This is a genomic window from uncultured Granulicatella sp. (genome assembly GCF_963516875.1).
Classification (GTDB): Bacteria; Bacillota; Bacilli; order Lactobacillales; family Aerococcaceae; genus Granulicatella.
Genome location: NZ_CAUQCL010000002.1, coordinates 1 through 26,319 on the forward strand (window position 1 = coordinate 1; position 26,319 = coordinate 26,319).

The 26,319-nt window shown below is 33.6% G+C and carries 29 protein-coding genes; 22 read left to right on the forward strand and 7 right to left on the reverse strand.

The features are described 5' to 3' along the window. The 5 genes from RWM24_RS00855 to yghU form a co-directional block, all read left to right on the forward strand. On the forward strand, nucleotides 1–545 hold a 545-nt coding region (locus tag RWM24_RS00855; RefSeq protein ID WP_314110678.1), incomplete at its 5' end, for a PTS glucose transporter subunit IIA. Between the two features lie 51 nt (nucleotides 546–596). Beyond that, on the forward strand, nucleotides 597–1,412 hold the full coding sequence (locus RWM24_RS00860) for an endonuclease/exonuclease/phosphatase family protein (protein ID WP_314110680.1): 816 nt from the start codon (nucleotides 597–599) through the stop codon (nucleotides 1,410–1,412). A gap of 229 nt (nucleotides 1,413–1,641) precedes the next feature. After that, on the forward strand, nucleotides 1,642–2,277 hold the full coding sequence (locus tag RWM24_RS00865; protein WP_314110682.1) for a hypothetical protein: 636 nt from the start codon (nucleotides 1,642–1,644) through the stop codon (nucleotides 2,275–2,277). 74 nt (nucleotides 2,278–2,351) lie between these two features. Next, nucleotides 2,352–2,882 carry a DUF4865 family protein gene (locus RWM24_RS00870; protein ID WP_314110684.1) on the forward strand — a complete coding sequence of 177 codons (531 nt, stop codon included), beginning with the start codon at nucleotides 2,352–2,354 and terminating at the stop codon, nucleotides 2,880–2,882. 17 nt (nucleotides 2,883–2,899) lie between these two features. Beyond that, complete coding sequence (yghU, locus tag RWM24_RS00875; RefSeq protein ID WP_314110686.1) at nucleotides 2,900–3,688, forward strand: glutathione-dependent disulfide-bond oxidoreductase; 789 nt, start codon at nucleotides 2,900–2,902, stop codon at nucleotides 3,686–3,688. 170 nt (nucleotides 3,689–3,858) lie between these two features. Here yghU and RWM24_RS00880 read toward each other — a convergent pair whose 3' ends face one another. From RWM24_RS00880 to RWM24_RS00890, 3 genes are all read right to left on the reverse strand, one after another. Then, nucleotides 3,859–4,056 carry a CsbD family protein gene (locus RWM24_RS00880; protein ID WP_314110688.1) on the reverse strand — a complete coding sequence of 66 codons (198 nt, stop codon included), beginning with the start codon at nucleotides 4,054–4,056 and terminating at the stop codon, nucleotides 3,859–3,861. Between the two features lie 142 nt (nucleotides 4,057–4,198). Continuing rightward, nucleotides 4,199–4,828, reverse strand: a complete 630-nt coding sequence (locus tag RWM24_RS00885; RefSeq protein WP_399539152.1) for a DUF421 domain-containing protein — start codon at nucleotides 4,826–4,828, stop codon at nucleotides 4,199–4,201. After that, the gene (locus tag RWM24_RS00890; protein WP_314110689.1) at nucleotides 4,828–5,280 is read right to left on the reverse strand and encodes a DUF3290 family protein; all 453 of its coding nucleotides are present in this window, start codon (nucleotides 5,278–5,280) and stop codon (nucleotides 4,828–4,830) included. The genes RWM24_RS00885 and RWM24_RS00890 overlap by 1 nt, the downstream gene beginning before the upstream one ends. A 172-nt stretch (nucleotides 5,281–5,452) precedes the next feature. Here RWM24_RS00890 and RWM24_RS00895 point away from each other — a divergent pair, with 172 nt between their 5' ends. The 7 genes from RWM24_RS00895 to RWM24_RS00925 all read left to right on the forward strand — a co-directional run bounded on the left by RWM24_RS00895 (nucleotide 5,453) and on the right by RWM24_RS00925 (nucleotide 11,924). Beyond that, nucleotides 5,453–5,653 (forward strand): hypothetical protein, encoded by a 201-nt coding sequence (locus RWM24_RS00895; RefSeq protein ID WP_314110690.1) that lies wholly within the window; start codon nucleotides 5,453–5,455, stop codon nucleotides 5,651–5,653. A gap of 477 nt (nucleotides 5,654–6,130) precedes the next feature. Next, on the forward strand, nucleotides 6,131–6,484 hold the full coding sequence (locus tag RWM24_RS00900; protein WP_314110692.1) for a PH domain-containing protein: 354 nt from the start codon (nucleotides 6,131–6,133) through the stop codon (nucleotides 6,482–6,484). A 182-nt stretch (nucleotides 6,485–6,666) separates the two neighbouring features. Continuing rightward, complete coding sequence (locus tag RWM24_RS00905) at nucleotides 6,667–8,025, forward strand: FAD-dependent oxidoreductase (RefSeq protein WP_314110694.1); 1,359 nt, start codon at nucleotides 6,667–6,669, stop codon at nucleotides 8,023–8,025. A gap of 668 nt (nucleotides 8,026–8,693) precedes the next feature. Beyond that, nucleotides 8,694–9,926 carry an FtsW/RodA/SpoVE family cell cycle protein gene (locus RWM24_RS00910; RefSeq protein WP_314110936.1) on the forward strand — a complete coding sequence of 411 codons (1,233 nt, stop codon included), beginning with the start codon at nucleotides 8,694–8,696 and terminating at the stop codon, nucleotides 9,924–9,926. Nucleotides 9,927–9,939: 13 nt separating this feature from the next. Then, nucleotides 9,940–10,305 carry an arsenate reductase family protein gene (locus RWM24_RS00915; protein ID WP_314110696.1) on the forward strand — a complete coding sequence of 122 codons (366 nt, stop codon included), beginning with the start codon at nucleotides 9,940–9,942 and terminating at the stop codon, nucleotides 10,303–10,305. Next, nucleotides 10,298–10,675, forward strand: a complete 378-nt coding sequence (locus RWM24_RS00920; RefSeq protein WP_314110698.1) for a glycine cleavage system protein H — start codon at nucleotides 10,298–10,300, stop codon at nucleotides 10,673–10,675. Before RWM24_RS00915 ends, RWM24_RS00920 begins: the two co-directional genes overlap by 8 nt. 1 nt (nucleotide 10,676) lies before the next feature. Continuing rightward, nucleotides 10,677–11,924 (forward strand): peptidoglycan bridge formation glycyltransferase FemA/FemB family protein, encoded by a 1,248-nt coding sequence (locus RWM24_RS00925; RefSeq protein WP_314110700.1) that lies wholly within the window; start codon nucleotides 10,677–10,679, stop codon nucleotides 11,922–11,924. A 248-nt stretch (nucleotides 11,925–12,172) separates the two neighbouring features. Here the strand turns inward: RWM24_RS00925 and RWM24_RS00930 are convergent, their stop codons facing one another. Then, nucleotides 12,173–12,913 (reverse strand): gamma-glutamyl-gamma-aminobutyrate hydrolase family protein, encoded by a 741-nt coding sequence (locus RWM24_RS00930; protein ID WP_314110702.1) that lies wholly within the window; start codon nucleotides 12,911–12,913, stop codon nucleotides 12,173–12,175. A gap of 222 nt (nucleotides 12,914–13,135) precedes the next feature. On the opposite strand from RWM24_RS00930, the gene sufC reads away from it, so the two are divergent. From sufC to RWM24_RS00965, 7 genes are all read left to right on the forward strand, one after another. Then, nucleotides 13,136–13,906 (forward strand): Fe-S cluster assembly ATPase SufC, encoded by a 771-nt coding sequence (gene sufC / locus RWM24_RS00935; RefSeq protein ID WP_006702912.1) that lies wholly within the window; start codon nucleotides 13,136–13,138, stop codon nucleotides 13,904–13,906. A 10-nt stretch (nucleotides 13,907–13,916) separates the two neighbouring features. Then, entirely contained in the window at nucleotides 13,917–15,206 is a 1,290-nt protein-coding gene (sufD, locus tag RWM24_RS00940) for a Fe-S cluster assembly protein SufD (protein WP_314110704.1), read from the forward strand. Beyond that, nucleotides 15,196–16,431: a cysteine desulfurase gene (locus RWM24_RS00945; protein WP_314110706.1), complete on the forward strand. Its 1,236-nt coding sequence runs from the start codon at nucleotides 15,196–15,198 to the stop codon at nucleotides 16,429–16,431. The genes sufD and RWM24_RS00945 overlap by 11 nt, the downstream gene beginning before the upstream one ends. Then, nucleotides 16,418–16,867 (forward strand): Fe-S cluster assembly sulfur transfer protein SufU, encoded by a 450-nt coding sequence (sufU, locus tag RWM24_RS00950; protein ID WP_314110708.1) that lies wholly within the window; start codon nucleotides 16,418–16,420, stop codon nucleotides 16,865–16,867. Before RWM24_RS00945 ends, sufU begins: the two co-directional genes overlap by 14 nt. Before the next feature lie 2 nt (nucleotides 16,868–16,869). Continuing rightward, nucleotides 16,870–18,264 carry a Fe-S cluster assembly protein SufB gene (gene sufB, locus RWM24_RS00955; protein WP_006702908.1) on the forward strand — a complete coding sequence of 465 codons (1,395 nt, stop codon included), beginning with the start codon at nucleotides 16,870–16,872 and terminating at the stop codon, nucleotides 18,262–18,264. 555 nt (nucleotides 18,265–18,819) lie between these two features. Then, nucleotides 18,820–19,344, forward strand: a complete 525-nt coding sequence (locus tag RWM24_RS00960; protein ID WP_314110710.1) for an isochorismatase family cysteine hydrolase — start codon at nucleotides 18,820–18,822, stop codon at nucleotides 19,342–19,344. A gap of 287 nt (nucleotides 19,345–19,631) precedes the next feature. After that, a complete protein-coding gene (locus RWM24_RS00965) occupies nucleotides 19,632–20,153 on the forward strand; it encodes a PBECR4 domain-containing protein (protein ID WP_314110712.1) in 522 nt (173 codons plus the stop codon). Between the two features lie 28 nt (nucleotides 20,154–20,181). Here RWM24_RS00965 and RWM24_RS00970 read toward each other — a convergent pair whose 3' ends face one another. Continuing rightward, a complete protein-coding gene (locus RWM24_RS00970) occupies nucleotides 20,182–21,270 on the reverse strand; it encodes an endonuclease/exonuclease/phosphatase family protein (RefSeq protein WP_314110713.1) in 1,089 nt (362 codons plus the stop codon). A gap of 153 nt (nucleotides 21,271–21,423) precedes the next feature. On the opposite strand from RWM24_RS00970, the gene RWM24_RS00975 reads away from it, so the two are divergent. Continuing rightward, complete coding sequence (locus tag RWM24_RS00975; RefSeq protein ID WP_314110715.1) at nucleotides 21,424–21,897, forward strand: S-ribosylhomocysteine lyase; 474 nt, start codon at nucleotides 21,424–21,426, stop codon at nucleotides 21,895–21,897. A gap of 223 nt (nucleotides 21,898–22,120) precedes the next feature. On the opposite strand, the gene yidC is transcribed toward RWM24_RS00975, so the two are convergent. Continuing rightward, nucleotides 22,121–23,065: a membrane protein insertase YidC gene (yidC, locus tag RWM24_RS00980; RefSeq protein ID WP_314110717.1), complete on the reverse strand. Its 945-nt coding sequence runs from the start codon at nucleotides 23,063–23,065 to the stop codon at nucleotides 22,121–22,123. 98 nt (nucleotides 23,066–23,163) lie between these two features. Beyond that, nucleotides 23,164–23,442 (reverse strand): acylphosphatase, encoded by a 279-nt coding sequence (locus RWM24_RS00985; protein ID WP_314110719.1) that lies wholly within the window; start codon nucleotides 23,440–23,442, stop codon nucleotides 23,164–23,166. A 106-nt stretch (nucleotides 23,443–23,548) separates the two neighbouring features. On the opposite strand from RWM24_RS00985, the gene RWM24_RS00990 reads away from it, so the two are divergent. Next, nucleotides 23,549–23,848 (forward strand): DUF1033 family protein, encoded by a 300-nt coding sequence (locus RWM24_RS00990; RefSeq protein ID WP_314110721.1) that lies wholly within the window; start codon nucleotides 23,549–23,551, stop codon nucleotides 23,846–23,848. A 1-nt stretch (nucleotide 23,849) separates the two neighbouring features. Next, the gene (locus RWM24_RS00995; RefSeq protein ID WP_314110723.1) at nucleotides 23,850–26,213 is read left to right on the forward strand and encodes a DNA translocase FtsK; all 2,364 of its coding nucleotides are present in this window, start codon (nucleotides 23,850–23,852) and stop codon (nucleotides 26,211–26,213) included. Nucleotides 26,214–26,319: the final 106 nt, after the last annotated feature.

Genomic DNA, 26,319 nt, shown 5'->3' on the forward strand with positions numbered 1-26,319 from the left:
AAGATATCCTTGATTCAGGTGAAATCATTCCTGAAACTCTTCCAAGTCAAATGACTGAAGTGCAACAAAACGCTGTTCAATACAAAGATTTAACTGAGGAAGTTTACTCAGTAGCAGATGGTGAAGTAATTGCATTAGAACAAGTAAAAGATCCAGTATTTTCTCAAAAAATGATGGGTGATGGTTTTGCAGTGGAACCAGAAAATGGAAATATTGTATCTCCAGTTTCAGGTACTGTATCAAGTGTCTTCCCTACAAAACATGCTCTTGGTATTGTAACTGAAGCAGGTCTTGAAGTACTTGTTCACATTGGGTTAGACACAGTAAGTCTTGAAGGAAAACCATTTACTGTTCATGTTACTGAAGGACAAAAAGTTGCAGCAGGTGATTTACTTGTCACAGCTGACTTGGATGCTATTCGTGAAGCAGGACGTGAAACTTCAACAATCGTTGTCTTCACAAATGCTGATGCGATTAAATCAGTTAATTTAGAACAAACAGGTTCTCATGCAGCTAAAACAGTAGTTGCTAAAGTAGAATTATAATAGTCTTGAGGTTGGAAGCTATTTTCCAACCTCTTGTTTTAGGAGAAAAATATGAAATTTTTAACACTGAATACTCATAGCTGGATGGAGAAAGAAGCAGAAGAAAAATTCAATCTTTTACTTCAAGATATTCTTGATAAGAATTATGATTTGATTTGTTTTCAAGAAGTCAATCAGGAAATCACTTCTCCAGAAGTAAAAGTCGATAACTTTTATAAAGCTTTGCCGTCAGCAGAACCGATTCATAAAGATCACTATGTAAGATTTTTGGTGGAAAAATTAGCTGAAAGCGGCAGAAATTATTACTGGACTTGGTCCTATAATCATATTGGTTATGATCGTTACCATGAAGGTGTAGCGATCTTATCAAAAACACCAATCGAAGCCAGAGAAGTTTTGGTCTCAGACGTAGATGATTCAACAGACTACCATACTCGTCGAGTAGCCTTAGCTGAAACGGTAGTGGATGGTAAGGAACTGGCAGTTGCTAGTGTGCACCTTTCTTGGTGGGATAAAGGTTTCCAAGAAGAATGGGCAAGATTTGAAACTGTCTTGAAAACTTTGAACAAGCCTCTTTTGTTAGCGGGAGATTTTAACAACCCAGCAGGTCAAGAAGGTTACCAAGCTATTTTAGCTAGTCCATTAGGCTTACAAGATGCATTTGAAGTTGCTAAAGAGAAAAGTGGTAGCTATACTGTTCCACTAGAAATTGATGGATGGAAGGGAAATACAGAACCACTTCGCATTGACTATGTTTTTACGACTAAAGAGTTAGAGGTAGAAAATTTACATGTCGTTTTTGACGGTAACAATAGTCCTCAAGTGAGTGATCACTTTGGCTTAAATGCTCATTTAAACTGGAAGTAAAAGTGAATGTTAGACAAATCCTGTTGGTGAGAAATCACCGACAGGATTTTTTACATGCAAAAAGAGATTAAGTCATACAAGGAGATTTTCTCTAACGGATAATAATTTACGGACTTTATTAGGAGTAACAGATGATATTGTCGGGGATATTCTATAAGTATTCATAATTATTTACTAGAAATCTATTATCTTGTAAAATAAAAGTTAGTTTAAAAAGTGAGGTATAAAGATGTTTAAAAATTTCTTACAATTAACACCTAAACAAAAAATCATTACAATTGCTGTGTATACAATCATTGCAGCCATTACAATGTATCTTGGATATAATCAAACACAAGCACCTGTTGTAACTACGAACTCTCTTACAGGATTCCAAAGTGCTCAATTACCTTCAGCACCTGATAATTCTATTTTAGGGTGGTTAAATTTCCATAAAATTGGATTAGTTTTTGCACCAGTGAGTGTATTGATTCTTGATTACTTTAAAATCCATTTAATTCGTAAAGGATTTATTTTGAAAACATTATTAAGTGCAGCGTTAATTTTACTATCTACATTTTTATTACAAGTCGCTTTAGCCATTGTCTTTACAATTGTTGTAATAGCGATTGCGCTAGGTATTCTTTTCAATGAATTTGGATCAGGTTCAGGTAGTTATAGTGGAGGTGGAGATTATTCAACTCCATCTGTTAATAACAATGATGCTTTCAATGCTGAACAAGCTAGACTCGCGAGTGAGCAAGATGCAGAACGTAGAAGACAACAAGATATTGATCGTTACGAAAGAGCAGCTTATGAATACCAAAGCCGTGGCTTAAATCGAGCTGCAGATGAAATGAATCAAAGAGCGAATAATTTGAAATAAGCATAAATTGAGACTTTTTGATGTGGGAATAAGTATACTACAGATAAAAGTCTTTTTTAGAAAGGAAAATTAATATGATATCAATGCAATATAAAATAAAATTACCAGATTCGTTTGACATGAACATCATTAGAGAACGAGTTCGAGAAAATGGACATAAAATGGATGGTTTTAAAGATTTACTCTTTAAGGCGTATCTTATCTCTTTAGAAAATAGTAAAAATGACATCAAAAAAGAATATGCTCCATTATATTTATGGAAAGATTCAGTAGGAATGAATCAATTTATATGGGATGGATTTTATGATAATATTCTGAAGTCATTTGGATGGCAAACTATTTCTACAGCAATTCCATTAGCATTTGAGAAAAAGGAAAACTTTAATAGCAGTCGTTATTGTTTAGAAATAACAAGAGAAATCTCAGAAGCAACTCAAATGGAACGATTAAGTTTCTCAAGTACCTTTAACAATAGTACGAGTCAATTATTAGTTTATAATCCAGAAAAATGGCAATGTAAGGAATATTATTTCTTTGAAGAACTTCCAGAACAAATGGAAGGTACAAATATTTATGAAATTTTACATTTATCATTAGAACAGTAAAATTAAAGGAGAATAATATGACAAATTATGAATTACCACGTGTGTGGAGTGCAGCAGACAGTAATCAAGGAAAATTCTCAGGAATTAACCGCCCAACTGCAGGCGCACGATTTGAACAAGTATTACCAAAAGGAGAGAAACCTTTCCAATTATATTCTCTAGGAACTCCAAATGGTGTAAAAGTGACGATTTTATTAGAAGAATTATTAGTATTAGGAATAAAAGAAGCAGACTATGACTTATATAAAATCTCAATTATGGACGGCGAACAGTTCGGAACTGGTTTTGTAGAAGTGAATCCAAACTCAAAAATTCCTACATTATTAGATCAATCTAGTGCAAACGATATTAGAATCTTTGAATCAGCGAATATCTTATTATACCTTGCTGAGAAATTTGAACAGTTTATTCCGAAAGAAATTGAAAAACGTACAGAAGTATTAAACTGGCTATTTTGGCAAGCTGGATCTGCACCATTTGTCGGTGGAGGATTTGGACATTTCTTCAATTATGCTCCTGAAAAAATTGAATATGCCATCAATCGTTTTACAATGGAAACAAAACGTCAATTAGATTTACTAGATAAAGAATTAGCAACGAAACCTTATATTGCAGGAGAAGAGTATACAATTGCGGATATTGCGATTTGGTCTTGGTATGGACAATTAGTATTAGATAAACTATACCAAAATTCAGCAGAATTTTTAGATGCATCTAGCTACACAAACTTAGTGGAATGGGCAAAACGAATCGAGAATAGACCTGCTGTTCAAAAAGGATTAGAAGTAGAATATAAGAGTTTATAGTTCGTAGTTGAAGCGAAAAAATTAGAAAAGGAATTAGGTGCTATTTAGGTGCTTCATTCCTTTTTTTGTATTAATGATATTTATCTCGTATTTTAATGATTTAAAGTAAAACAAAAAAACACGCTCAGTTTTAAATTGAGCGTGTTTTAATTTATAAGATTTAATCGTTATTAATCTTTTTTAAGGATGTTTTTAACACCTTCAATAGCACCTTCAACAGCATCTTTAGCGTCTTCAGCAACTTCTTTTACTTTAGAAACTACTTGTTCAGTAGCGCCTTCAGATTCAAGTTTTTTGTCGCCAGTTAATTTACCAAAACCTTCTTTGATAGAACCAGCAACTTGATTTAATTTTTCTTCTGCTGACATGAGATTACCTCCATTTATTAGATTATACCTAATTCAAAGAAGAGTAATCATCATTAAACTAGATAGTAACTAAAGTATATATATTCTAATTTACATAAGCAAATTAAATGCTCAGCAAATTTACTGAGCATTCATCAAAATATTAATAAGTTACAACATTTATCTGACCTTTGTCATATTCAGCAATGAAGATATCAGCTACATTATCATAGCCTTCTTTTTGTAATTCTTCCATTAACCATTCTTCAGACTTACCGATCGTGTCTAAAATTTCTGTTTGAACTACACCGTCCGTAATAATTGGATATTTAGGATTTTCATCCCCAAATCTAACGATAATGAATTGACCATTTTGTTCAATCACAGCTCGTTTAACATCTTTTAATTGGAATACACCTTGAGAACGTAATTTAAGTGCCACATCTGCAGCAGATAAACCTTTTGAACGACAAGCTTCTGGATCTAACTTTCCATTTTTGATAATTATCACAGGTTTACCATCAATTAAATGTTTAATCATTGAAACATTCGTATTCAACCATTTCAATAGTAAAATTAAAATAGTCCAAATAATTAAAATAACAACATACTGAAGAATTGAAATCGAACTATTGTAAATAATCCCACCAAGAATTCCCCCGAGAACAAAGTTTTGTACTTGGTCTACTGCAGAACTTGGTGCTAAATTTCCTTTACCAGTTACATTAATAACAAATACTAAAGAAATAAGACCTAATGCCAACTTAATCGCAATTGTAATAAAAAAGCTCATTATTTTTTAACCTCCACAAGTTCAACATCTGATTTATATAATTCCATTTTTTCTAATAAATAACTATCCTTGTTAGAGCCATTTAAAGCACGATAGAATTGATCGCCAACCTTAATAATTGCACCATCAGTTGTAGCAGAAGTGTTGACATAAATCTTTTCTTTATCCACCGCTAATTCTTTTGAAACAATTTCAATAAAATGTAAAGAATTACGGAATTGATTGTTCGTAGATTGATTGCTTTGAAAATTAGAAATACTAATTAAAACAACCGCTACTAAAGCTAAAATTGAAATAATGGATAATTCACGAAATTTACTACCACGTTTATCTTGATAAGCTTTAAAAGCAAAAAATGCAGTGACAAAAATCAATACTGTAGAAATAATAACCATTACCCAATCTTGCTGACTGATTTGACTTAATACATATTCATATGAATAAAATTTCATAAAGAACCTCCTTTTTTGAATTTAATTTATTATAAGACATTTATAATATATTGACAATGGATGGGGATTGGGAGAAGGTGTGATGAGGAATGAGGTGTGAAGAAAAAATGAGAATTCTAAAAGGTTTAATGCTATACTATGAGTACGGAATGATAAGAGGGGGAGAAGGAAAATGGAATTTTTAGAAACAAAACAAATGCTTGAAGAAATGATGCAAAAAGATTACAAAACGTTCGTAACAGCATTAATCAGTATCGAAAAAGACATCACTAATCAAGAAGCACTCGACATGATGTATCAAAAATATATGAACACAGATGAGATGCAATTATTGAATGATGAATTTGATGAAATCATAGAGTTTGTTTTGTGAAAAAATTATGATTTAATACTAAAATTTTAGGTTATAATGACGATATACCATAATTTTTGGAAATTTAATGTAGAGCATTAAAAAATTTTTTGTAAATAGTATTAATTTGTTGATAAATCCAGATTAATATGAGAAGGAGTAGGGATATGGTTAGTGTTATAAAAAAATAGATTGATAAAATTAAAAAAAAATCAGAAAAAAGAAGACAGTTTTACTGAAGAAGAAGTATTTAATTTTCTTGTATGTACACTTTTTATTGTTATAAAACTTTAGATTATGAAATAGAGGATATTTTTTAGAAATAAAAATGTATACTCAAAGTATTTTAGAAAAATATATTTTAGAGTTAAAAAAACGTGATAACTTTGATAGATTAATTGATTTCTGTGGAGATTTATTTAGAAGATAGCTTTATGGGAAATGCGCTAGTGACATCTATTGTAGAAAGAATTGCTTTAGGAATGGAGAACTAAAAGGATGACTAATTTAAGTTGGATATTTTATCAAGAAATTCCAGTGCCGTATGATGTTCAGGAATTATTAATTAATGGTGAAGTTGCAGAACGAGCATTTAGAACCGTTCGTGATGTGGCGATTTTTACCAATAAGCGATTAATTGTGAAGGATGTTCAGGGATTAACGGGAAGTAAGGTGGAGATTTATTCTTTACCCTATAGTTCTGTTCATATGTGGTCTACTGAAAATGCAGGGATGTTAGATTTCACTTCAGAAGTAGAATTGTGGACAAGAGCGGGGAATATTAAGATTCAACTGAAGAGAGATATTAATATCCGAAGTTTTGAACGCTTACTCGCTGAATATATTTTGTAACATAATTTACCGTAATAAAAAAAGAGCATATAAAATGAAATAGTTTAAAGTAAAGATTTAAAATAAAAAAATTATTAAAAAATCAAGCAAAACGTTTGCATTTAATTGAAAAATTGTATACGATATCACTTGTAGATGAGAATCATTCTTATTTATTATGAAATATTAGGAGGCTAACATAAATGAAAGTTGTAGTAGTTGGATGTACTCATGCGGGTACTGCTGCAGTAAAAACAATTTTAAATGATAACCCAGGCGCACAAGTCGTAGTATATGAAAGAAATGACAATGTATCATTCTTATCATGCGGTATTGCGTTATACGTAGGAGGAGTTGTTAAAGACCCTCAAGGCTTATTCTATTCTAGTCCAGAAGAATTAGCTTCATTAGGAGCAGAAGTTCATATGGAACACGATGTAACAAGCATCGATACAGCTGGTAAATCTTTAACGGTTAAAGATTTAAAATCAGGAGAAGAAAAAACAGAAACTTTTAATAAATTAGTTTTAACAACTGGTTCTTGGCCAATTCTTCCTCCAATTCCAGGACGTGAATTAGAAAACGTTCAATTATGTAAAAACTATAACCAAGCTAAAGAAATCTTTGCTAAGAAAAACGACAAGAAAAAAATCGTTGTTGTTGGTGGGGGATACATTGGTATCGAATTAGTAGAAGCATTTGCTTTAGAAGGTAAAGAAGTAACATTAGTTGACGGATTAGACCGTATCTTAAACAAATACTTAGACCCAGAATTCACTGATATCTTAGAAGAAGACTTACGTGAACGTGGTGTACAAGTTCGCTTAAACGAAATGGTTAAATCATTCGAAGGCGAAAACGGAGTTGTTAAGAAAGTTGTAACTTCAGGTGGCGAATACGAAGCTGACATGGTTATCTTATGTGTAGGTTTCCGTCCAAACAACGACTTAGTAAAAGACCAATTAGAAACAATGCCTAACGGTGCTATCATCGTTAACGATTACATGGAAACATCTGCTAAAGATGTATTCGCAGCTGGAGATAGCTGTGCTGTTAACTACAACCCTAACGATGGACATGCATACATTCCATTAGCAACAAACGCTGTACGTATGGGTGCTTTAGTTGGTAAAAACATTAACGGACACAAAGTTAAATACCGTGGAACACAATCTACATCAGGATTACACTTATTCGGATGGAATATTGGTTCAACAGGTGTAAACGTAGGTAGCGCACCTCACTTTGGTTTAGATGTACGTTCTGTATACGTGGTAGATAACCACCGTCCAGAATTCATGCCAACATACGAAAAAATCTACATGAAATTAGTTTACGAAGTAGGTACAAACCGTATCGTGGGTGGACAAGTAATGTCTAAATACGACTGTACAGCTTCTGCAAACACATTGTCATTAGCAATCCAAAACAAAATGACAATCGAAGACTTAGCATACGTAGACTTCTTCTTCCAACCAGTATTCGACCGTCCATGGAACTACTTAAACATCTTAGGACAAGCTGCAGTAGAACAAGAACGTGTATTAGCTGAAGGCAAATAATTTAGTTAAATTATGAAATAAAAACGACAAGTATCCCAACGACACTTGTCGTTTTTTGTATTTAAAGTTTATCGAATAAAGGATTGTGTTCAGAAACAGAAAAAATTTTCATCGTAGCAATAAAATAAGCCACAGAGTAGTGGCTTATTTTATTAGGAAAAATTGAGACCCTAGGCTCAATTTTTAGCCAAGAGACCCAAAGGGGCTACTGGCGTCCGGTTACAATGAACAATTTTTTCAGTTGAAGAACCATTACAACCGCTTCCCACATCAAGGAGAGTGAATAGAAAGAAAAAACATTTTTACCGTAGCAGTAAAATTAAGACTTAAACGCCCCTCACATCAAGGAGAGTGAATAGGAACAGAAAAAATTTTCATCGTAGCAATCATATAAACCACAAGAGAGTGGTTTATATGATTAGGAAAAATTGAGACCTTAGGCTCAATTTTTAGCCATGAAACCCGAAGGGTTTGCTGGCGTCCGGCTACAATGAAAATTATTTTCTGTTTCTATTCACGAGATTTTCTAAAAAAGAATAAAGAGTACGATTGAATTAGCATTTCTGTTCGTTTCTATGTTACAATAAGAACGTTATATTCCATCAGAATATAGAACTCATACATTAGATAGATTAACAGAAAAGGAGTTACCAATGAAAAGGAAAATTATGTACGACGAACAAGATTCCCGCATCGATTACGGAATCATCCTACCCGTCTTATTACTAGCATTAATCAGCATAGCTACATTACTATCAACCACCTATATCCAAGTAGCACACGGATCCCTTAGAACCGTCTTCATGCAATTTGCTTGGTACGTAGTTGGCACAATCGCTATTATCGTTATCATGCAATTTGACTCAGAACAACTATGGAAACTAACCACCCTGAGTTACATTATAGGACTCTTACTCCTAGTAGCCGTCCTATTCTTCTACGACAGAGGAACCGCAGCCGCAACCGGTGCAAAAAGTTGGTTCAGAATCGCCAGCTTCTCCTTCCAACCATCGGAAATCGTAAAAATATTTTACATCCTGATGCTGGCAAAAGTAGCGACCGACCATAACCGACTAACGAAGTACCGTACAAGAAGTACAGACTGGTATCTATTTGCCAAATTAATCGCCATTTCATTACCAGCCTTACTACTCGTTATCCTACAAAACGACTTAGGAACAACATTAGTATTCTTAATGATTCTAGGCGGCGTCATGATTATGTCAGGAATTAGTTGGAAAATCTTACTACCATTAATTTTAACAGCTGTTTTAATCGGTTCATTATTAATTTACTTAGTAGTGTACAACCGACAATTATTATTAAATATCGGATTCAAAAATTATCAATTCGGACGTATTGATTCATGGTTAGATCCTTACCGTGACCAAGGTGGAGCAGGATTCCAATTGTTCCAAAGCTTGAAAGCAATTGGTTCAGGAAAAATGTTCGGTAAAGGATATGGACACTCAGAAGTGTACGTTCCCGTTCGTGAGTCAGACTTAATTTTTGCGACAATCGGTGAAAACTTCGGATTCCTAGGCGGAACATTCTTAATTACCGTGTATTTCATTTTAATTTATCAAATGATTCGTGTATGTTTTGATACAAAAAATGAGTTTTATTCTTATATTGCAACGGGAGTTATTATGATGATTTTATTCCACGTTGTAGAAAATATCGGAATGACGATTGGACTATTACCATTAACGGGGATTCCATTGCCATTCATTTCGCAAGGGGGATCTTCTCTATTAGGAAATATGATGGGAATTGGGTTAATGATGTCAATGAGATATCATTTCAAGAGTAATATTTTCGGAGAAGATGAGGATCCATTTAACCAAGAATCAAGACAACAGCAACAATTATCAGAAGAATTTATAAAAGCAAGAGCATAGGGAGAGAAAGAACATGTTAATTTATAGCCATCCAAAATGTACAACTTGTAAGAAAGCCTTAAAATGGTTAGAACTAAATAATATTTCATATGAAGTAAAAGATATTCGTGAAGAACAACCAACTTCAGAAGAATTACAACTCCTAGTTGAAAGAAGTGGATTACCACTAACAAAAGTATTCAACACGAGTGGAGAATTATATCGTAAATTGGGATTAAAAGATGTCATTAAAACAATGGAAACTTCTAAAGCGATGGAGTTATTAGCCAGTGATGGAATGTTAATTAAACGTCCATTATTAGTCAGTGACAATGCAGTGTTCTTTGGGTTTAAAGAAGAACAATACGAACAATTATTGAAAGGTGAATCAAATGATTAAATATAGTGAAAATGGATTATGGATTAAACAAGAGGGAAATCGTTATACAGTAGGGATTTCTCCAAAAGGTCAAGATGATATTGGAGATGTTAGTTTTGTAGAATTATTTAACCAAGAAACTTTAACAACAGAAGATTCATTTATGAGTGTTGAAGCAGCAAAAGCTGTTACAGAATTTTTCAGTCCATTATCAGGGAAAGTAGTTGCTTGGCATACAGAATTAGAAGACAATCCTGAAATGTTAAACCAAGTAGATACAGCAGTAAACTGGATTTATACATTAGAAGAAGTGGATGAAGCAGCATTTGCGAATTTATTAGACAAAGATTTACCAATCGTTTGTGAGAAGAAAGAAGGGTGTGGGAACTAGCATGCAAGTACAATTCATTACAGCAGAAGTTTTTGAACAACATCAAGAAAGTTTTAAGAGTGCTAACTTTTTACAAACAAGACAGATGGCAGAAGTTCATGAGCAACGTAGTGTATTTGAAGAAGTTTTCTTTATTGCTTGGACAGAAGGAGACGAATGGATTGCGCAAGGTTTAGTAGGAATCCGTAGACGTTTTAGATTTTTTAAAGAAGCCGTTATGATTCAAGGTCCATTATTTGAAGAAGATAAAATTGCACAACTTCCTCAAATGTTAGAAAGTTTAGAAGCCTTCTTAAAAGAACAAGGCATTTCCAGAGTAGAAATGAATCCATATATGATGAATAAAGTCATTAATGAATCATTAGAAGTTGTAGAAGAGTGCCGTTATCCAGAATTATTAGAAAATTTTGAAAAAGCTGGATATGACCGTTTCTTAGATTTAGATGGTCGAGCAGTCATGGGACAATTATTCAGAAAAGATTTATCAGAATATGAAGATAGCGAAGCGATTTATAAAGATTATTCGAATTCATTAAAACGTGACTTACGTAAAGCAGTAGAATCTCATATTACGATTCGCGAATTAGAATTAGAAGATTTAGAAATTTTCTATTCTATTTTAAGTGAGACTTCTATCCGAAAAGGATTCCGTGTACAAGATTTCAGCTATTTCCAACAAATGAAAGAAGCTTTCCAAGATAAAGTAAAATACATGGTTGCCTTCTTAGATGTAAATGCTTATAAAGCTTATTATCATGAAAGAATTGAATTCTTCACGAATCGAGTGGAAGAGTTGGAAAAAGAATTAGCAGTCCGTGAAGCGGAAGGAAAACATGTGAAGAAAACACGTGGATTGATTACGGATGCAAAAGATCAATTAGCGAGTTATCAAAAACGTAAGAAAACTTTTGAAGCATTAGACATTCATAATCCAATGTTAGCTTTATCAGGATATTTATTTATGTGTTATGGGGATGAAGTAATTTCAGTATTTGGTGGTTCTCATGAAGAATATTTAAACTTTGGTGGTTCAAGCTTATTGAACTGGGAAATGATGAAATATGCAAAAGACAATGGATTTAAGTATTATAATTTTTATGGAACGATTGAAACGAATCAAGCGAACCAAAATGAAGGAAACTTTAACTTCAAACGTCAATTTGGTGGCAGACTCGTTCAACCAGTCGGAAACTTCACAAAAACATTAAGCCCAGTATTAGGGTTTATTGCGAAATTCAAGAAGATTTAAGAATCTCCAGAAATAGACTTTTCTTTTGAGTAGCAAAAAGGACGATTAACTTTTGTTACGCAGAAAAGTCTATTTTTTCTTATTTTGGTATTAGAAATTGCAAAAAAAGAGAAAAGACTTTTCAATGTAGTATGAACAATAAAAGCCACTTAAAGTGGCTTTTATTGTAGGTAACTTCGAGACCTAGGCTCGAAGTTTAGCAATGAGACTCGCTTTTGCGAGGCTGCTTGCGTCCTAAATACTACATGTTAGAAAAGTCTTTTCTCCTTAACGTAACGTACAAAATGGTTAAACAATTCTTGCATTCCTTCGTAATCGTTCACCATTGTTTCTGGATGTCCTTGTAAAGCTAGAACATATGGTCCTTCTTCATTCGATTCAAAAGCTTCGATTAAACCATCCGCACTCCAAGCAACCGCTTTGAAGTTTGGAGCAAGCTCTTTAATTGCTTGATGATGATACGAATTAATTGCGGTCTTCGTTCCAAAAATTTTAGATAATTCACTGCCTTCTGCAATGTCAATCGTATGAGTAGCAGTAGAAGGCATTGTTTTTTGAACATGTAAAATCGTTGATTCTGGATATTGCGATTGAATGTCTTGATATAAAGTACCTCCAAAGGCAACATTTAAAATTTGAATTCCTCTACAGATGGCAAGAATTGGTTTACGTTGACGATAAGCTTCTTCAATTAGCGCAAGTTCATACGCATCTCTTACTGGATAAGTTCTTCCTAAGTTAATATGAGGTTCTTCTCCATATAAAAGAGGTGAAACATCTTGCCCTCCTGATAAAACTAATGCGTCAACTCGTGAAATATATTCGTGAGCTGTTTCTTGAGAAACAATCGGTAAGATTACTGGAATGGCTTTTGCTCTTTCTAATCCAGTAACAAATCCGTTAGGTGCATATGATAGGACATAGGTATCATGTTCAGTGTTATCTTGACGATGATTCCCTGAAATTCCTATTAAAGGATATTGTTGCATCTATTTTTCCCCTTTCGCATTGTAAGTAGTTTATATGATACTCCATTTTCATGAAAATGAAAAGTTTTTTATATGAAAATAAGTGAAAAACTTACAATAGAAGATATGAATTCGAAACGTTATCTTTTGATAATCGTTCTTATTTAGGATAAAATATTCTTAATGTGACAGATAAAAAATTCTGTTATATCATTGAGGATTTATTTTGAAAGGGGCTTAATAATGGCAACATTAGAAATTAAAAATTTACATGTGTCAATTGAAGATAAAGAAATTTTAAAAGGTGTTAATTTAACCATCAATACTGGAGAAATCCATGCAGTTATGGGACCTAACGGAACAGGAAAATCAACTCTTTCTGCAGCGATTATGGGACATCCAAGTTATGAAGTAACAGAAGGTGAAATCTTATTAGATGGAGAAAACGTTCTTGAAATGGAAGTAGATGAACGTGCTCGTGCAGGTCTGTTTTTAGCAATGCAATATCCAAGTGAAATTGCTGGAGTAACAAATGCAGAATTTATGCGTTCAGCTATCAATGCTCGTCGTGATGAAGACAATAAAATGGGTGTTCGTGAGTTCATCAAAAAATTAGATGAAAAAATGGCGATTTTAGATATGCCAGAAGAAATGGCAGAACGTTACTTAAATGAAGGATTCTCTGGTGGAGAAAAGAAACGTAATGAAATTCTTCAATTAATGATGATTGAACCAAGTTTTGCTATTTTAGATGAAATTGACTCAGGGTTAGATATTGATGCGCTTAAAGTTGTTTCTCGTGGTGTGAATGCCATGCGTGGGGAAAACTTTGGATCATTAATTATTACTCACTATCAACGTTTATTAAACTATATTGAACCAGATGTTGTTCATATTATGATGGATGGACGTGTTGTAATGACAGGAGATGCTGCATTAGCAAAACGTCTAGAAGCAGAAGGATATAAAGGAATTAGTGAAGAATTAGGAATTTCTTTAGAACATCAAGAATAGGAGAAAGAGAATGGCAGAGAAATTAACCGTAACACCAGAACAACTGACTTCATTCTCACTTCTAAAGAATGAACCAGATTGGTTTTTAGACATTCGTTTAAAAGCATTGGAATTAGCGAAACAATTACCATTACCATTTATTGAGCGTGTAAAATTCCATCGCTGGAATTTATTCCAAAGTGAAATTGGAGAAGCAAACTCACTCATTACAGAATTAGAAAAAGACATTCCAAGTGCAGTAGGAAGTGCAAAAATTGTTCAATTAGGAGCAGTTTCTTACTGGGAAGAGATGAATGTTGAAACAGCTATGCAAGATGTATTAGTAATGGATTTATTTGAAGCATTACAACAATATCCAGAATTAGTGAAACCATACTATATGACAAAAGCTGTACCAGTGGATGAAGATAGCTTAACAGCGTATCATGCAGCAATGGTTAATTCAGGAATTTTCATTTATGTTCCTAAAAATGTTGTAGTAGAAGATATTATTGAATCTCATTTTGTACAAAATAATACAGTAGACGAAGCATTCGTAAAACACGTATTAATTGTTGCTGAAGAAAATAGTTCACTATCTTATGTGGAACGTTTCGAAAGTATTGGAGACCGTAAAAATACTGCGAATATCATTGTGGAAGTGATTGCTAAAGAAGGAGCAAAAGTTCATTTTGCAGCGGTTGATACATTAGGTCAACCAACGGATGCATACATGAATCGTCGTGGTTATTTAGAAAAAGATGCAACTATTGAATGGGCATTAGGGATCATGAATGACGGAAATGTAATCGCAGACTTCGATAGTGAATTACGTGGAGCAGGTTCTACTGCAAAAGTAAATGTGGTTGCTATTTCAACTGGTAAACAAGTTCAAGGAATTGATACAAGAGTGACAAACTATGCAAACCACTCCGTGGGACATATTTTACAACATGGAGTTATTCTTGATAAATCAACGTTAACATTTAACGGAATTGGACATATTATTAAAGGAGCAAAATTCGCAGATGCACAACAAGAAAGCCGTGTATTAATGCTTTCTGAAGGTGGACGTGGAGATGCGAACCCAATTTTATTAATTGATGAAAATGAAGTAACAGCAGGACATGCGGCAAGTGTGGGACAAGTAGATGATGAACAATTATTCTACTTAACAAGCCGTGGAATTAGTCAAGCAGAAGCGAAACGTTTAGTAATCCGTGGATTCTTAGGTTCTGTTATTAGTGCCATTCCAGCACAAAATACGCAAAAAGAATTAGTAGAAATGATTGATCAAAAGTTGGCGAAAAATGATGAATAGTAATGACATTCGAAAAGATTTTCCAATTTTAAATAGAACCGTTAATGATGAACCATTAGTGTATTTGGATAATGCTGCTACAACGCAAAAGCCTGAAAGTGTGATTCGTTGTATCGAAGAGTATTATCACAATTATAATGCCAATATTCATCGTGGCGTGCATACACTCGCTCAACTAGCAACAGATGCCTATGAAGCGAGTCGTCAAAAAGTGCAAACATTTATCAATGCTTCTTCTATAAAGGAAGTATTGTTTACAAGAGGGACAACGACTGGAATCAATTGGGTTGCGCAAGGTTTTGCCAAATATCGCCTGCATGAAGGAGACGAGATTTGGATTAGTAAAACGGAGCATCATTCTAATTTTGTTCCATGGCAACAATTAGCACTTCAAACAGGAGCTAGTTTAAAATTCCTTCCATTAACCGAGGAAGGGGAACTAGATGTACAAGCTACAAAAGAAGTGTTAACTCATCAAGTAAAAATTGTCTCAATTGCACATGCTTCTAATGTGTTAGGAACCATTCAGCCAATTAAAGAATTAGCACAAATCGTCCATGAAGTTGGAGGAGTATTAGTTGTTGATGGAGCTCAAGCAGCACCGCATATGAAAATCGATGTACAAGACTTAGATTGTGATTTTTATGCGTTTAGTGGCCATAAAATGTTAGCTCCAACAGGTATTGGTGTCTTATATGGGAAGCAAGCACTATTAGAAGAAATGCAACCCATTGAATTTGGTGGGGAAATGATTGATTTCGTGTATGATACAGAAAGTACATGGAATGAACTTCCATGGAAATTCGAAGCAGGCACGCCTAATATTGCCGGTGGAATAGCACTAGGAGCAGCGATTGATTATTTAGAACAAATTGGTATGGATCAGATTCATGCCCATGAACAACAATTAGTAGCGTATGTTTATGACAAATTAACACAAATGGAAGGTGTGACCGTTCATGGTCCAACGGATGTTTCAAGAAGAAGTGGCGTTATTTCATTTACAATGGATGGCGTTCACCCTCACGATTTAGCAACTGCCTTAGATATGGAAGGAATCGCAATTCGTGCAGGACATCATTGTGCGCAACCATTAATGAGAGATTTATGCGTTTCTTCAACTGCCCGTATTAGTTTTTATATTTATAATACAATGGAAGAAGCTGAATTTTTCATAGAAGCATTACAAAAAGTAAAGGAGTTTTTCTCAGATGGCTTTATCTAAATTAGATCAATTATATCGCCAAGTGATTTTAGACCATTCGAATTTTCCTCGTCATAAAGGAATTCAAACTGAAAAAATAGCTGAAGTTATCGAGTTAAATAATCCGACTTGTGGCGATGTATTACAGTTACAATTAGAATTATCAGACGATGGTCATATTACAAGTGCTCGATTTGATGGACAAGGTTGTTCCATAAGTATGGCAAGTGCCAGTATGATGTGTGTTATTTTAGAAGGAAAAACTTTACCAGAAGCTTTGGAATTAGCAGAAGATTTCTCAAAATTAGTGCAAGGAAAAAGTGTGAATGAAGATCGATTAGAAGATGCTGCCTTACTAAGTGGAGTTTCTAAATTCCCAGCACGTATAAAATGTGCAACCTTAGCATGGAAAGCATTAGAAAAAGCAGTTGAACAGAAAAACAAGAAAGGAATTTAAAAATGAGTGGAGTTCCAGAATTAGAAGATTACAAGTATGGCTTTCATGAAGATGTAACGCCCGTATTTGATAGTGGAGTTGGATTAAGCGAAGAAGTCGTTCGTACAATTTCAAAAATGAAAAACGAACCAGAATGGATGCTTGAATTCCGACTAAAATCTTTAAAAGCATTTGAAAAAATGCCAATGCAAACATGGGGAGCAGATTTATCAGATATTGATTTTGATGCGATTACCTATTTCAAACGTGCGAGTGATAAACCAGCTCGTTCTTGGGATGATGTTCCTGAGAAAATCAAAGATACATTTGAAAAAATTGGGATTCCAGAAGCAGAACGTGCTTATTTAGCAGGTGCATCTGCACAGTTCGAATCAGAAGTTGTGTATCACAATATGAAAGAAGAATTCGATAAACTAGGAATTGTCTTCACAGATACAGACTCAGCGTTAAAAGAATACCCAGAATTATTCGAAAAATATTTTGCAAAATTAGTACCACCAACAGACAATAAATTAGCAGCATTAAACTCAGCAGTATGGTCAGGAGGAACGTTTATTTACGTACCAAAAGGCGTAAAATGTGATGTTCCACTTCAAACGTACTTCCGTATTAATGACCAAAATATGGGACAATTTGAACGTACATTAATTATTGTAGATGAAGGGGCAAGCGTACACTATGTAGAAGGATGTACAGCACCAACATACTCATCAAACAGCTTACACGCTGCGATTGTAGAAATCTTCGTAGAAGAAGGTGGATACTGCCGTTATACAACGATTCAAAACTGGTCTGATAATGTCTACAATCTTGTAACTAAACGTGCTCGTGCAGCAGCTCATGGAACAGTTGAATGGATCGATGGAAACTTAGGAGCAAAAACAACAATGAAATATCCTTCTGTATTTTTAGAAGGACCTTATGCAAAAGGGACAATGTTATCAATTGCCTTTGCTGGAGAAGGTCAACACCAAGATACAGGAGCAAAAATGATTCATAATGCACCTCATACTTCTAGTTCGATTGTTTCAAAATCAATCGCAAAAGATGGTGGTGTCGTAAACTATCGTGGACAAGTAACCTTTAGTAAGAAATCTGATTATTCTATTTCTCATATCGAATGTGACACGATTATTATGGATGATTTATCAAAATCAGATACAATTCCATTTAACGAAATTCATAATGATAAAGTCGCTTTAGAACATGAAGCAAAAGTATCAAAAATTTCTGAAGAACAATTATTCTACTTAATGAGTAGAGGAATTAGTGAATCTGAAGCAACAGAGATGATTGTTATGGGATTCGTTGAACCATTTACAAAAGAACTTCCAATGGAGTATGCAGTTGAATTAAACCGATTAATTGCTTATGAGATGGAGGGCTCGGTCGGTTAACCGATAAAAAGAAAAAAACTTTCCTTACGTAGCAAGGTCGCCAGCAGCCAGCAAATGCTGTCTCATGGCTAAAATTTGAGCCTAGGTCTCAAATTTTCCCTGTACAAAGTACTTTTGCTACGAAGAAAAGTTTTTTTCTTTTTATCATGAATTTAATCCCTTCTAATTACAATTTTTAGTTGGAATGGGAAAAGTACCAGAAAAAGTACCAGAGATTGCTAAAATCCTAAATGTTTTACAAAATTTTAGTCGTATTTGTTAATGAAAGAACTTGATATATTAGTAAGGGCTAGAATAGGATTTGACAATAGGGTAATTTACTTTTAGAATATATTTGTTATTAAGTGGGGGGACGTAGTGACGTCCAGAAAAGGCTAGAAATGAAAATTTTTAGTCTTTTTTTGTTGGGTAGGGATATAAGAGACAAAACTTCTCTAAATTACTTCCACATCGGTATAGTTATATGGAAAAAGTAGAAAATAAAGCTATACAAAACATAGTAACGATAATTTATAATTAGCTTAATGAATATTATAAATAAAGGAAACTAAACAAATGAAAGCACTAATTGTATTAGACTGTCAAAAAGGCATGTTAGAACGTGGAAATTTTGACGAGTTAAGAAAAAACATTTTAACATTACAAAACATTTTTAAGCAAAATGGAGATATCATTATTAATACGAGACATATTGATAATGATGAAAATAGTATTACTTACAATGGAAATGAAAGTGGCAGTTTAGATGAAGAATTGTCAGTTTTAGCTGACTATATTATTGAAAAAGAAAGTCCAAATATTTTTCAATGTAAAGATTTGACGGAGATTTTATTGAAGTATCAAATTAAAGAAGTTGTAATTACAGGATTAAATGCGGAATATTGTTGTTTATTTTCTGCTATTATTGCTTCAGATAGAGGTTATAAAGTAACTTATATTGAAGATGCAACTTCCAGTGTGAATAATGGGGAAACATATGAAATGAAGGATTTAGATATTGTTGATTTCATTGGTTGTATATTAGATTGGTCAGGACAAGTAGAAGTATTATATCTTGATGAATTTGAAAGTAAAAATTGATAGAATCACTAAAAATTGACAAAAGAAAATAGTTATTATAGAATGATGTCAGAGTTGAGGGAGAAATTTTATCCTTTCAATTACAGATTTTTTCAATAATCTATAGTGATATAGAAGTGTAAAAAAGCACGTTACACTGCTTGGCAGAGCTAATGAACTGTTCCCTTGCGATAAGCCTAAAAAGCACAACAGTAGGGAGTTAGTTGCTTTATATGAGTAACTAATCGATTGTCTTGTTCGGAGACTATTCCGTTCCGTGCTTATTTTTTTTGCTTTAAGGAGCGACTATGGATAATGATGCAACTTTACAAAGTGTTTTAATCGATTATCAGGAAAAGTTTTGTCATAAAAAATGTTTATTGGAGATAAACTATCCTAAATTTGATAAAATTGTTGTTACCTTTCATGAACATGATTTGCACCATTTATTGGGATTACATTATGTCTTAGATAAAAGTATCAATGCGACTGCGAGTATACAAAGGATAAAAGATAATAATTTATTTTTATCTGATTTTACAAAAAGTACTAATTTTCGACAGATGTTTTCTAGATTTATTAATTATTCTTTTATAGAAAGAGTTTTCTATGATAAAAAAGTGAAAGTTTGTGTTTTAAATAAAGACTTAAATAGTAATAACATGCGTCTTGATTTGGTTTTCTATGAGGAACAAGGAAGAACAGCCTTAGTATTAGGATTAAGAAAAGTAGGGAATTATTATAGATTAATTACTTTACATGAAAGTGATGTTAGAAAATATAAAAAAGTGAGAAAAACAAAAATTAATAATATATCTTGGATGAAATAAAAAATAGCGCAATAACGCGCTATTTTTTTTATTTCAATTTAAAACTCATTGAAACGGGGTTATGATCGGAATGTTGGAACTCGAAGTTGTGTGCTTGGACATGATTGAATTGCACATTGTCTGAAATAATGAATCCATCGACTAATGTCACGAATGTTTTCCCTTTTTGGTAGCCTTCATCTAATGCACGAGCAGAAGGGATTTTTTGTTCTGCTAATCCTTGAGTTGCTAATGTAAAATGCTTTGAAAGATTTTCTACTGGGAATGGATGAGTCCAAGTTTGTGGTTCATCGGATGTTTGGAAGACTTCCGGACTTTTTCCAAGTAATATATCATGATTAAAGTCACCACCGACAATAACATAGTTTCCTTTTTCATATTTACTTTCCATATAGTTAAATAGTTTTTCTAGTTGGCTTTTTCCAATGGTTGGGTCTTTTGTATAAGCAGATAAGTGAATATTGATTAATGCTAATTGCTTCTGATTTGAAACGGGTAAGTAACTAACAGTAAAAGCTCTGTCTAAATCGAAAAATTTATTAAAATTCGTTTCAATGGGTAAACTATATCGTTGGCTCGATTGAATCGTATATTTTGACATCGTTAGGAGTCCAGATGTTGCTTTTCCAATGGGGTCTAATATTGGATAAAATAAATAAGGTGAATCATAGTTTTGTCCAAACACCCAATTTTGCTTCTCAAACGCTTGAGTGATGAATTCTACTTCATCCACATGTTGGGAACGATCTCCATCCGTGTCTATTTCTTGGAATAGAGCAATATCTGCTTGAATCGTTTGAATAGCATTTTGGATTCCTTGCATATTGTCTAATACGGTTTGTCGATTGTATGCTCTTGAATATTTTCCACCATCCATAAAGAAGCTATAGTCTTGAGGGTAAGCTCCATATCCAATATTAAATGAGGAAATGGTATAATCTTTTCCAGCATCGAGAGATTGGTCTGTAGGACTTGTGACTGTTAAAGGTAAGTTATCTTCTAAACGATAATAAGCTGTATATCCATAAATAAAATAGCCAATAATCAGACTAATCAGTATGAGAAGAGGACTTAAAAAATAAAATAGTTTTTGTTTGAAAGATGTTTTTCTTTTCATAATGCATTCCTTTGCTGATCAATTAATTTCTTTATCCATAATTATAGCACGATACGTTAAAAGTACATAAAGGGATGAAATTCATTTCATTGACAGTGCTTTCTATTTTGGTGTATAGTGGCTCTGTTATATAGATTACTAGGAGGTTTTGTTATGGCAGAAGTAGAAAGCTTCACATTAGATCATAATAAAGTGATTGCACCTTATGTGCGTAAAATTACAGTAGAAGTTGGAGAAAAAGGAGATCGTATTACGAATTTCGATATTCGTTTCTTACAACCTAATAAGCAAGAAATGCCAACAGGTGTGATTCATACATTTGAACATTTATTAGCGGATTTATTAAGAGATAGAGTGGAAGGAATTATTGATATTTCTCCATTTGGATGCCGTACAGGATTCCATTTAATTACATGGGGAACTCCAAGTGCAGAAACAATTGCAGTTGCACTAAAAGCTACATTAGAACAAATTGTGAATGACATTCGTTTTGAAGATATTCAAGGAATTTCAGCTGTCCAATGTGGAAATTATAAAGACCATTCATTATTCGGTGCAAAAGAATACGCAAAACAAGTATTAGAACAAGGCATCAGCATCGACCCATTCGAAAGAAAAGTTATATAATAGACGGAACAATTGTCGTGAAGTAGGGAAAATAAACTCCTAACTTCACGTTTTTTTATTACCATTAAAAAAAGACTTTCTTGAAGTAGCTTGAGTAATATAAGCTTAAAAAGCTTATATTACAGGAAATTTTGAGACTACAGGCTCAAAATTTAGCCATGAAACCCGAAGGGGTTGCTGGCGTCCTTAGCAACTTCATAAAAGTCTTAATTATTTTTTTATTTTATTTACGGTTTTGTTTTCCGCTGTTTTTTCCTGTTGATGTGCGGTTTCTTTGTGCAAATGTTTGTTGAGCTGGTGCACTAGTGGTTGGATTAGCACTCTTTACAACGTTTGAAGTTTCTGGAAGAATAACCTTATTACCTTGTGCTTCTAATTCAGCATCAATTTCTGCAAGTACTTTTGGACGAATAAATTGATTTTGAATCCATGTTTGTAAAATTGCTGTTAATCCAGAAGTGAAGAAGTAAATCCCAATCCCTGCTGCTGTACCAACCGTGAACATTAACATCATAACTGGCATCATATATAGAGTCGCTTTTGCTTGAGCTTTTTGCGTTTCATCCATATAAATTTGGCTAATATATCCTTGAACTAAATAAATAGCAGCAGTTGCAATCGCAATTGGTAAATACGTGCTACCTAATGAAACTCCCATAAATGAACTATTTGAAATTTCAGGAGAGTATAAAATCGCATTGTATAAAGCACTATAAACTGGCATTGTAACTAATACTGGAAGACATCCAGAAGCCAAGCCACCTGTTAAGGAAACATTATTTAAACGATAAATTTCCATCGTATATTGTTGAACTTCCATACGTTGTTCTGGTGTTGGGTTGTCACCATAACGTTCATTCATTTTATCAATATATGGTTTTAATAATGCCATTTTTTCTTGGTTCATTAACATTGTTTTCATTTGTTTAAACATCGTTGGCATTAAAATAATACGAACTACAATTGAAACAATCATAATAGAAATGACATAATTTCCACCAATTGCTGAAGCAATCCAGTTTAAAATGGTTTGAGTCGGTACTGCTAAATAATCATACACAACCCCATACGGTTGATTAGTGGCTTTGTCGATTTGTACACATCCAGATAGAAATAGTACAAGTAAGCTCGATAGAGCTGCTAATTGAACTTTTTTTGTTAATTTCATGAATCACATTCCTTTATTTTTTTCTGTCAAACACAATCATTTTACTTTATATTGAATAGAATAGCAATGAAAATCAGTGTATATGGATTTCTCTCTTATTAATAATAGATTGAAAATCCTTTATAAATCGGTTCGTTTTCAATAATTTCTACTGTTGATGTCCGAATTTTTGCATACGGAGAGGGCGGAGAATTTTTTACTCGATCTACAAATACATAAGCTCTCTCCGGTGTATCCTGGACAATGATTTCCACTGAAGCATCAATCTTATTTTTAACCATGCCGTTCATCTGTAATTGGTCTGCTAATCGTTTTGTGTAAAAACGAAAACCAACTCCTTGAACAAGTCCCCAAACTCTAAGACGTAATGTAATCATTTGAATTCCCCCTTTAAACTATCCTAACAAAAATATATGAATTTTCAATGGATGAAGATAACAAGTTTTGAAAAAGTTTGGTATACTGTTAGTAAGAGGTGATTGTATGTATTGTGTTATTCAGACAAAAGGGGTCGATGAACCTTGGTGGATGATGGACGATTGGAAAGAGATGATTGTTCTTGAAGAATCTTGTTCCACTATAGAAGAAGCAAAAAAACTTTATCAAGAATTAATAGAAAAATATACAGCGCAATATCAAAAGAAACGTGAGAAGAAGTTTTCTTGTGCATTTTGGAATGAAAATGAATGTGAATATTGTGAGTCCTGTGAAGATTGTTTGCAACTCTATTATGGAGTCCTCATTTTGACACCAGAAGGAAAACTATATTCAGAAGGAGAGTAAAGTGGCTAAGCAAGAACAAAAGAAAAAACGAAAATCTACGAAAAAGAATACGGATTCTGCAATATCTATTGAAATTGTAATGGCAATTTTGATTCTCATTCAATTTTTAGCCATTTTCAAATTAGGATTTTTAGGTAGATTCTTTGCAAATAGTATTCGTTTTTTTGTAGGTGATTTATTTATATATGCGGGGATTATTGGTATACTCGCTTCAATTGGAGTATTATTCCGTGGTAGAATTCATGCCATTCCTAAAAAATGGATTGGTGTTGCAACTTGCCTTTTAATTGCGATTTTTTTATGGGTCGAAGTAGCTAGTTTTAGTAATCATGTTCAAGCTGGAGGGCAGTTATTTAAAGAAATGATGGCCCGTTATGCGATTGATTTTAAAGCAAATGCTATTGAACAAAATTTAGGTTCCGGAATGATTGGAGCATTGTTTTATACAGTGACGTATTTCTTAGTTTCTCAATGGGGAACTTACTTAACGATTTTCGTACTATTTATGATTGCTATCTTTGTAGCATTTGACATTCATTTAAAAGATGTCTTTGAAGTATTAAGAAATTGGACTGCTCAAATTCAATATCAATTGGAAGAAAATAAAGTAGAAAAAGAATCTCGTGTAAGGGAAGTTAAACCAGAAGTCGTTGAAACAAAACGAAAAGAACAAAAAGAAAAGAAACCTTCTTTAATCGACAAGATGAAAAACTTTGTTTTTGATGAAGAAGAAGAGGATGAGTTTGAAGAAATTTATCCAGAAGTAACAACACCACCTGTTACAAAACCAGTTGTAGAAGAGGAGTTTACTCAACCGAAAAGAGAAGAACCAACTTCTTACAAACCTCTTGTGGAGCCAACAGAAGAGGAAGATACAGAAGATTTAGAAGATTTTGTGATGAGTGGAGAATCAGATGATTCAGATTACCAATTGCCACCATTAACGTTATTAAATCCAATTCCACCATCTGATCAATCCGATGAGAAGATGATTGTAGAGAAAAATCTTAAAATTTTAGAGAGAACATTTGAAAGCTTTGGAGTAGAGGCAAAAGTTATGCCAAATCCATTAGTAGGGCCTGCAGTAACTAAATTTGAAATTAAACCTGCTATTGGAGTGAAGGTTAGTAAAATTGTGAATTTAAGTGATGATATCGCCTTAGCTCTTGCGGCAAAAGATATTCGTATTGAAGCGCCAATTCCTGGGAAACCTTATGTAGGGATTGAAGTTCCAAATAGTAAAACAAGTTTTGTGGCATTTAGTGATGTGATTCAAGCAGCTCTTCAATCACCAAAACCATTGGATGTGCCTTTAGGAAGAGATATTTCTGGAAATGTTCGATTATGTGATATTTCTAAAATGCCTCACTTATTAATTGCTGGTTCAACGGGTAGTGGGAAGTCCGTGTGTATTAATGGCATTATTACGAGTATTTTAATGAAGACAAAACCTCATGAAGTTAAATTAATGATGATTGACCCTAAAATGGTAGAGTTAAATGGCTATAATGGTATTCCTCATTTATTAACACCTGTTGTCACAAATCCAAGAAAAGCAGCGCAAGCTTTGAAAAAAGTTGTAACTGAAATGGAAAAACGTTATGAAATGTTTGCCGCAATGGGAATGAAAAATATCGATGGTTATAATGCTCATGTCGCTTCTTATAATGCTGAAACGGGAGAAGAGAATCCTTTACTTCCATATATTGTAGTGATTGTGGATGAGTTAGCAGACTTAATGATGGTTGCGAGTAATGAAGTGGAAGATGCGATTATTCGTTTAGCGCAAATGGCTCGTGCAGCTGGAATTCATATGATTTTAGCAACGCAACGTCCATCGGTTGATGTTATTACGGGAATTATTAAAGCAAATGTACCTTCAAGAATTGCCTTTGCCGTATCCAGTGGTACAGATTCTCGTACCATTATTGATTCAAGTGGAGCTGAAAAATTACTTGGTCGAGGGGATATGTTATATATTCCAATGGGTGAGAATAAGCCGATTCGTGTGCAAGGAGCTTATTTAACCGATGAAGAAGTAGAAAGAATTGTCGAATTTGTAAAAACACAACAAGAAGTGGAATATGATGAGACAATGATGCTTCCAGAAACATCAGAGGGAAGTTCAGATGATCCGGAAGATGATTTATTCTTTGAAGTATTAGAAATGATTCGTGAATTAGAAACGATAAGTACATCTTATATTCAACGTAGATTTAAAATTGGATTTAATCGTGCAGCTCGTTTGATTGAAGAGTTAGAAGCAAGAGGATATGTTGGCCCTTCAGAAGGAAGTAAGCCTAGAAAAGTAAACTTAGATGCTTTTGATCATGAAAATGACTCACAAAATCCACCATCAGTTTAATAAATGAAATGCTAGGAGAAGTGATACCTAAAATGTTAGAATAAAAGCTAACGATAAAGGGTCACTAACCTAGCATTTTTTGAAATCAGTCTTTAGATGGATAGTC

What these genes read in the sequence shown, in the direction of transcription:
- RWM24_RS00860 (WP_314110680.1), top strand. Translation starts at nt 597, where the DNA reads ATGAAATTTTTAACACTGAATACTCATAGCTGGATGGAGAAAGAAGCA.
- RWM24_RS00865 (WP_314110682.1), top strand. Translation starts at nt 1,642, where the DNA reads ATGTTTAAAAATTTCTTACAATTAACACCTAAACAAAAAATCATTACA.
- RWM24_RS00870 (WP_314110684.1), top strand. Translation starts at nt 2,352, where the DNA reads ATGATATCAATGCAATATAAAATAAAATTACCAGATTCGTTTGACATG.
- yghU (WP_314110686.1), top strand. Translation starts at nt 2,900, where the DNA reads ATGACAAATTATGAATTACCACGTGTGTGGAGTGCAGCAGACAGTAAT.
- RWM24_RS00880 (WP_314110688.1), bottom strand. Translation starts at nt 4,056, where the DNA reads ATGTCAGCAGAAGAAAAATTAAATCAAGTTGCTGGTTCTATCAAAGAA.
- RWM24_RS00885 (WP_399539152.1), bottom strand. Translation starts at nt 4,828, where the DNA reads ATGAGCTTTTTTATTACAATTGCGATTAAGTTGGCATTAGGTCTTATT.
- RWM24_RS00890 (WP_314110689.1), bottom strand. Translation starts at nt 5,280, where the DNA reads ATGAAATTTTATTCATATGAATATGTATTAAGTCAAATCAGTCAGCAA.
- RWM24_RS00895 (WP_314110690.1), top strand. Translation starts at nt 5,453, where the DNA reads ATGGAATTTTTAGAAACAAAACAAATGCTTGAAGAAATGATGCAAAAA.
- RWM24_RS00900 (WP_314110692.1), top strand. Translation starts at nt 6,131, where the DNA reads ATGACTAATTTAAGTTGGATATTTTATCAAGAAATTCCAGTGCCGTAT.
- RWM24_RS00905 (WP_314110694.1), top strand. Translation starts at nt 6,667, where the DNA reads ATGAAAGTTGTAGTAGTTGGATGTACTCATGCGGGTACTGCTGCAGTA.
- RWM24_RS00910 (WP_314110936.1), top strand. Translation starts at nt 8,694, where the DNA reads ATGTACGACGAACAAGATTCCCGCATCGATTACGGAATCATCCTACCC.
- RWM24_RS00915 (WP_314110696.1), top strand. Translation starts at nt 9,940, where the DNA reads ATGTTAATTTATAGCCATCCAAAATGTACAACTTGTAAGAAAGCCTTA.
- RWM24_RS00920 (WP_314110698.1), top strand. Translation starts at nt 10,298, where the DNA reads ATGATTAAATATAGTGAAAATGGATTATGGATTAAACAAGAGGGAAAT.
- RWM24_RS00925 (WP_314110700.1), top strand. Translation starts at nt 10,677, where the DNA reads ATGCAAGTACAATTCATTACAGCAGAAGTTTTTGAACAACATCAAGAA.
- RWM24_RS00930 (WP_314110702.1), bottom strand. Translation starts at nt 12,913, where the DNA reads ATGCAACAATATCCTTTAATAGGAATTTCAGGGAATCATCGTCAAGAT.
- sufC (WP_006702912.1), top strand. Translation starts at nt 13,136, where the DNA reads ATGGCAACATTAGAAATTAAAAATTTACATGTGTCAATTGAAGATAAA.
- sufD (WP_314110704.1), top strand. Translation starts at nt 13,917, where the DNA reads ATGGCAGAGAAATTAACCGTAACACCAGAACAACTGACTTCATTCTCA.
- RWM24_RS00945 (WP_314110706.1), top strand. Translation starts at nt 15,196, where the DNA reads ATGATGAATAGTAATGACATTCGAAAAGATTTTCCAATTTTAAATAGA.
- sufU (WP_314110708.1), top strand. Translation starts at nt 16,418, where the DNA reads ATGGCTTTATCTAAATTAGATCAATTATATCGCCAAGTGATTTTAGAC.
- sufB (WP_006702908.1), top strand. Translation starts at nt 16,870, where the DNA reads ATGAGTGGAGTTCCAGAATTAGAAGATTACAAGTATGGCTTTCATGAA.
- RWM24_RS00960 (WP_314110710.1), top strand. Translation starts at nt 18,820, where the DNA reads ATGAAAGCACTAATTGTATTAGACTGTCAAAAAGGCATGTTAGAACGT.
- RWM24_RS00965 (WP_314110712.1), top strand. Translation starts at nt 19,632, where the DNA reads ATGGATAATGATGCAACTTTACAAAGTGTTTTAATCGATTATCAGGAA.
- RWM24_RS00970 (WP_314110713.1), bottom strand. Translation starts at nt 21,270, where the DNA reads ATGAAAAGAAAAACATCTTTCAAACAAAAACTATTTTATTTTTTAAGT.
- RWM24_RS00975 (WP_314110715.1), top strand. Translation starts at nt 21,424, where the DNA reads ATGGCAGAAGTAGAAAGCTTCACATTAGATCATAATAAAGTGATTGCA.
- yidC (WP_314110717.1), bottom strand. Translation starts at nt 23,065, where the DNA reads ATGAAATTAACAAAAAAAGTTCAATTAGCAGCTCTATCGAGCTTACTT.
- RWM24_RS00985 (WP_314110719.1), bottom strand. Translation starts at nt 23,442, where the DNA reads ATGATTACATTACGTCTTAGAGTTTGGGGACTTGTTCAAGGAGTTGGT.
- RWM24_RS00990 (WP_314110721.1), top strand. Translation starts at nt 23,549, where the DNA reads ATGTATTGTGTTATTCAGACAAAAGGGGTCGATGAACCTTGGTGGATG.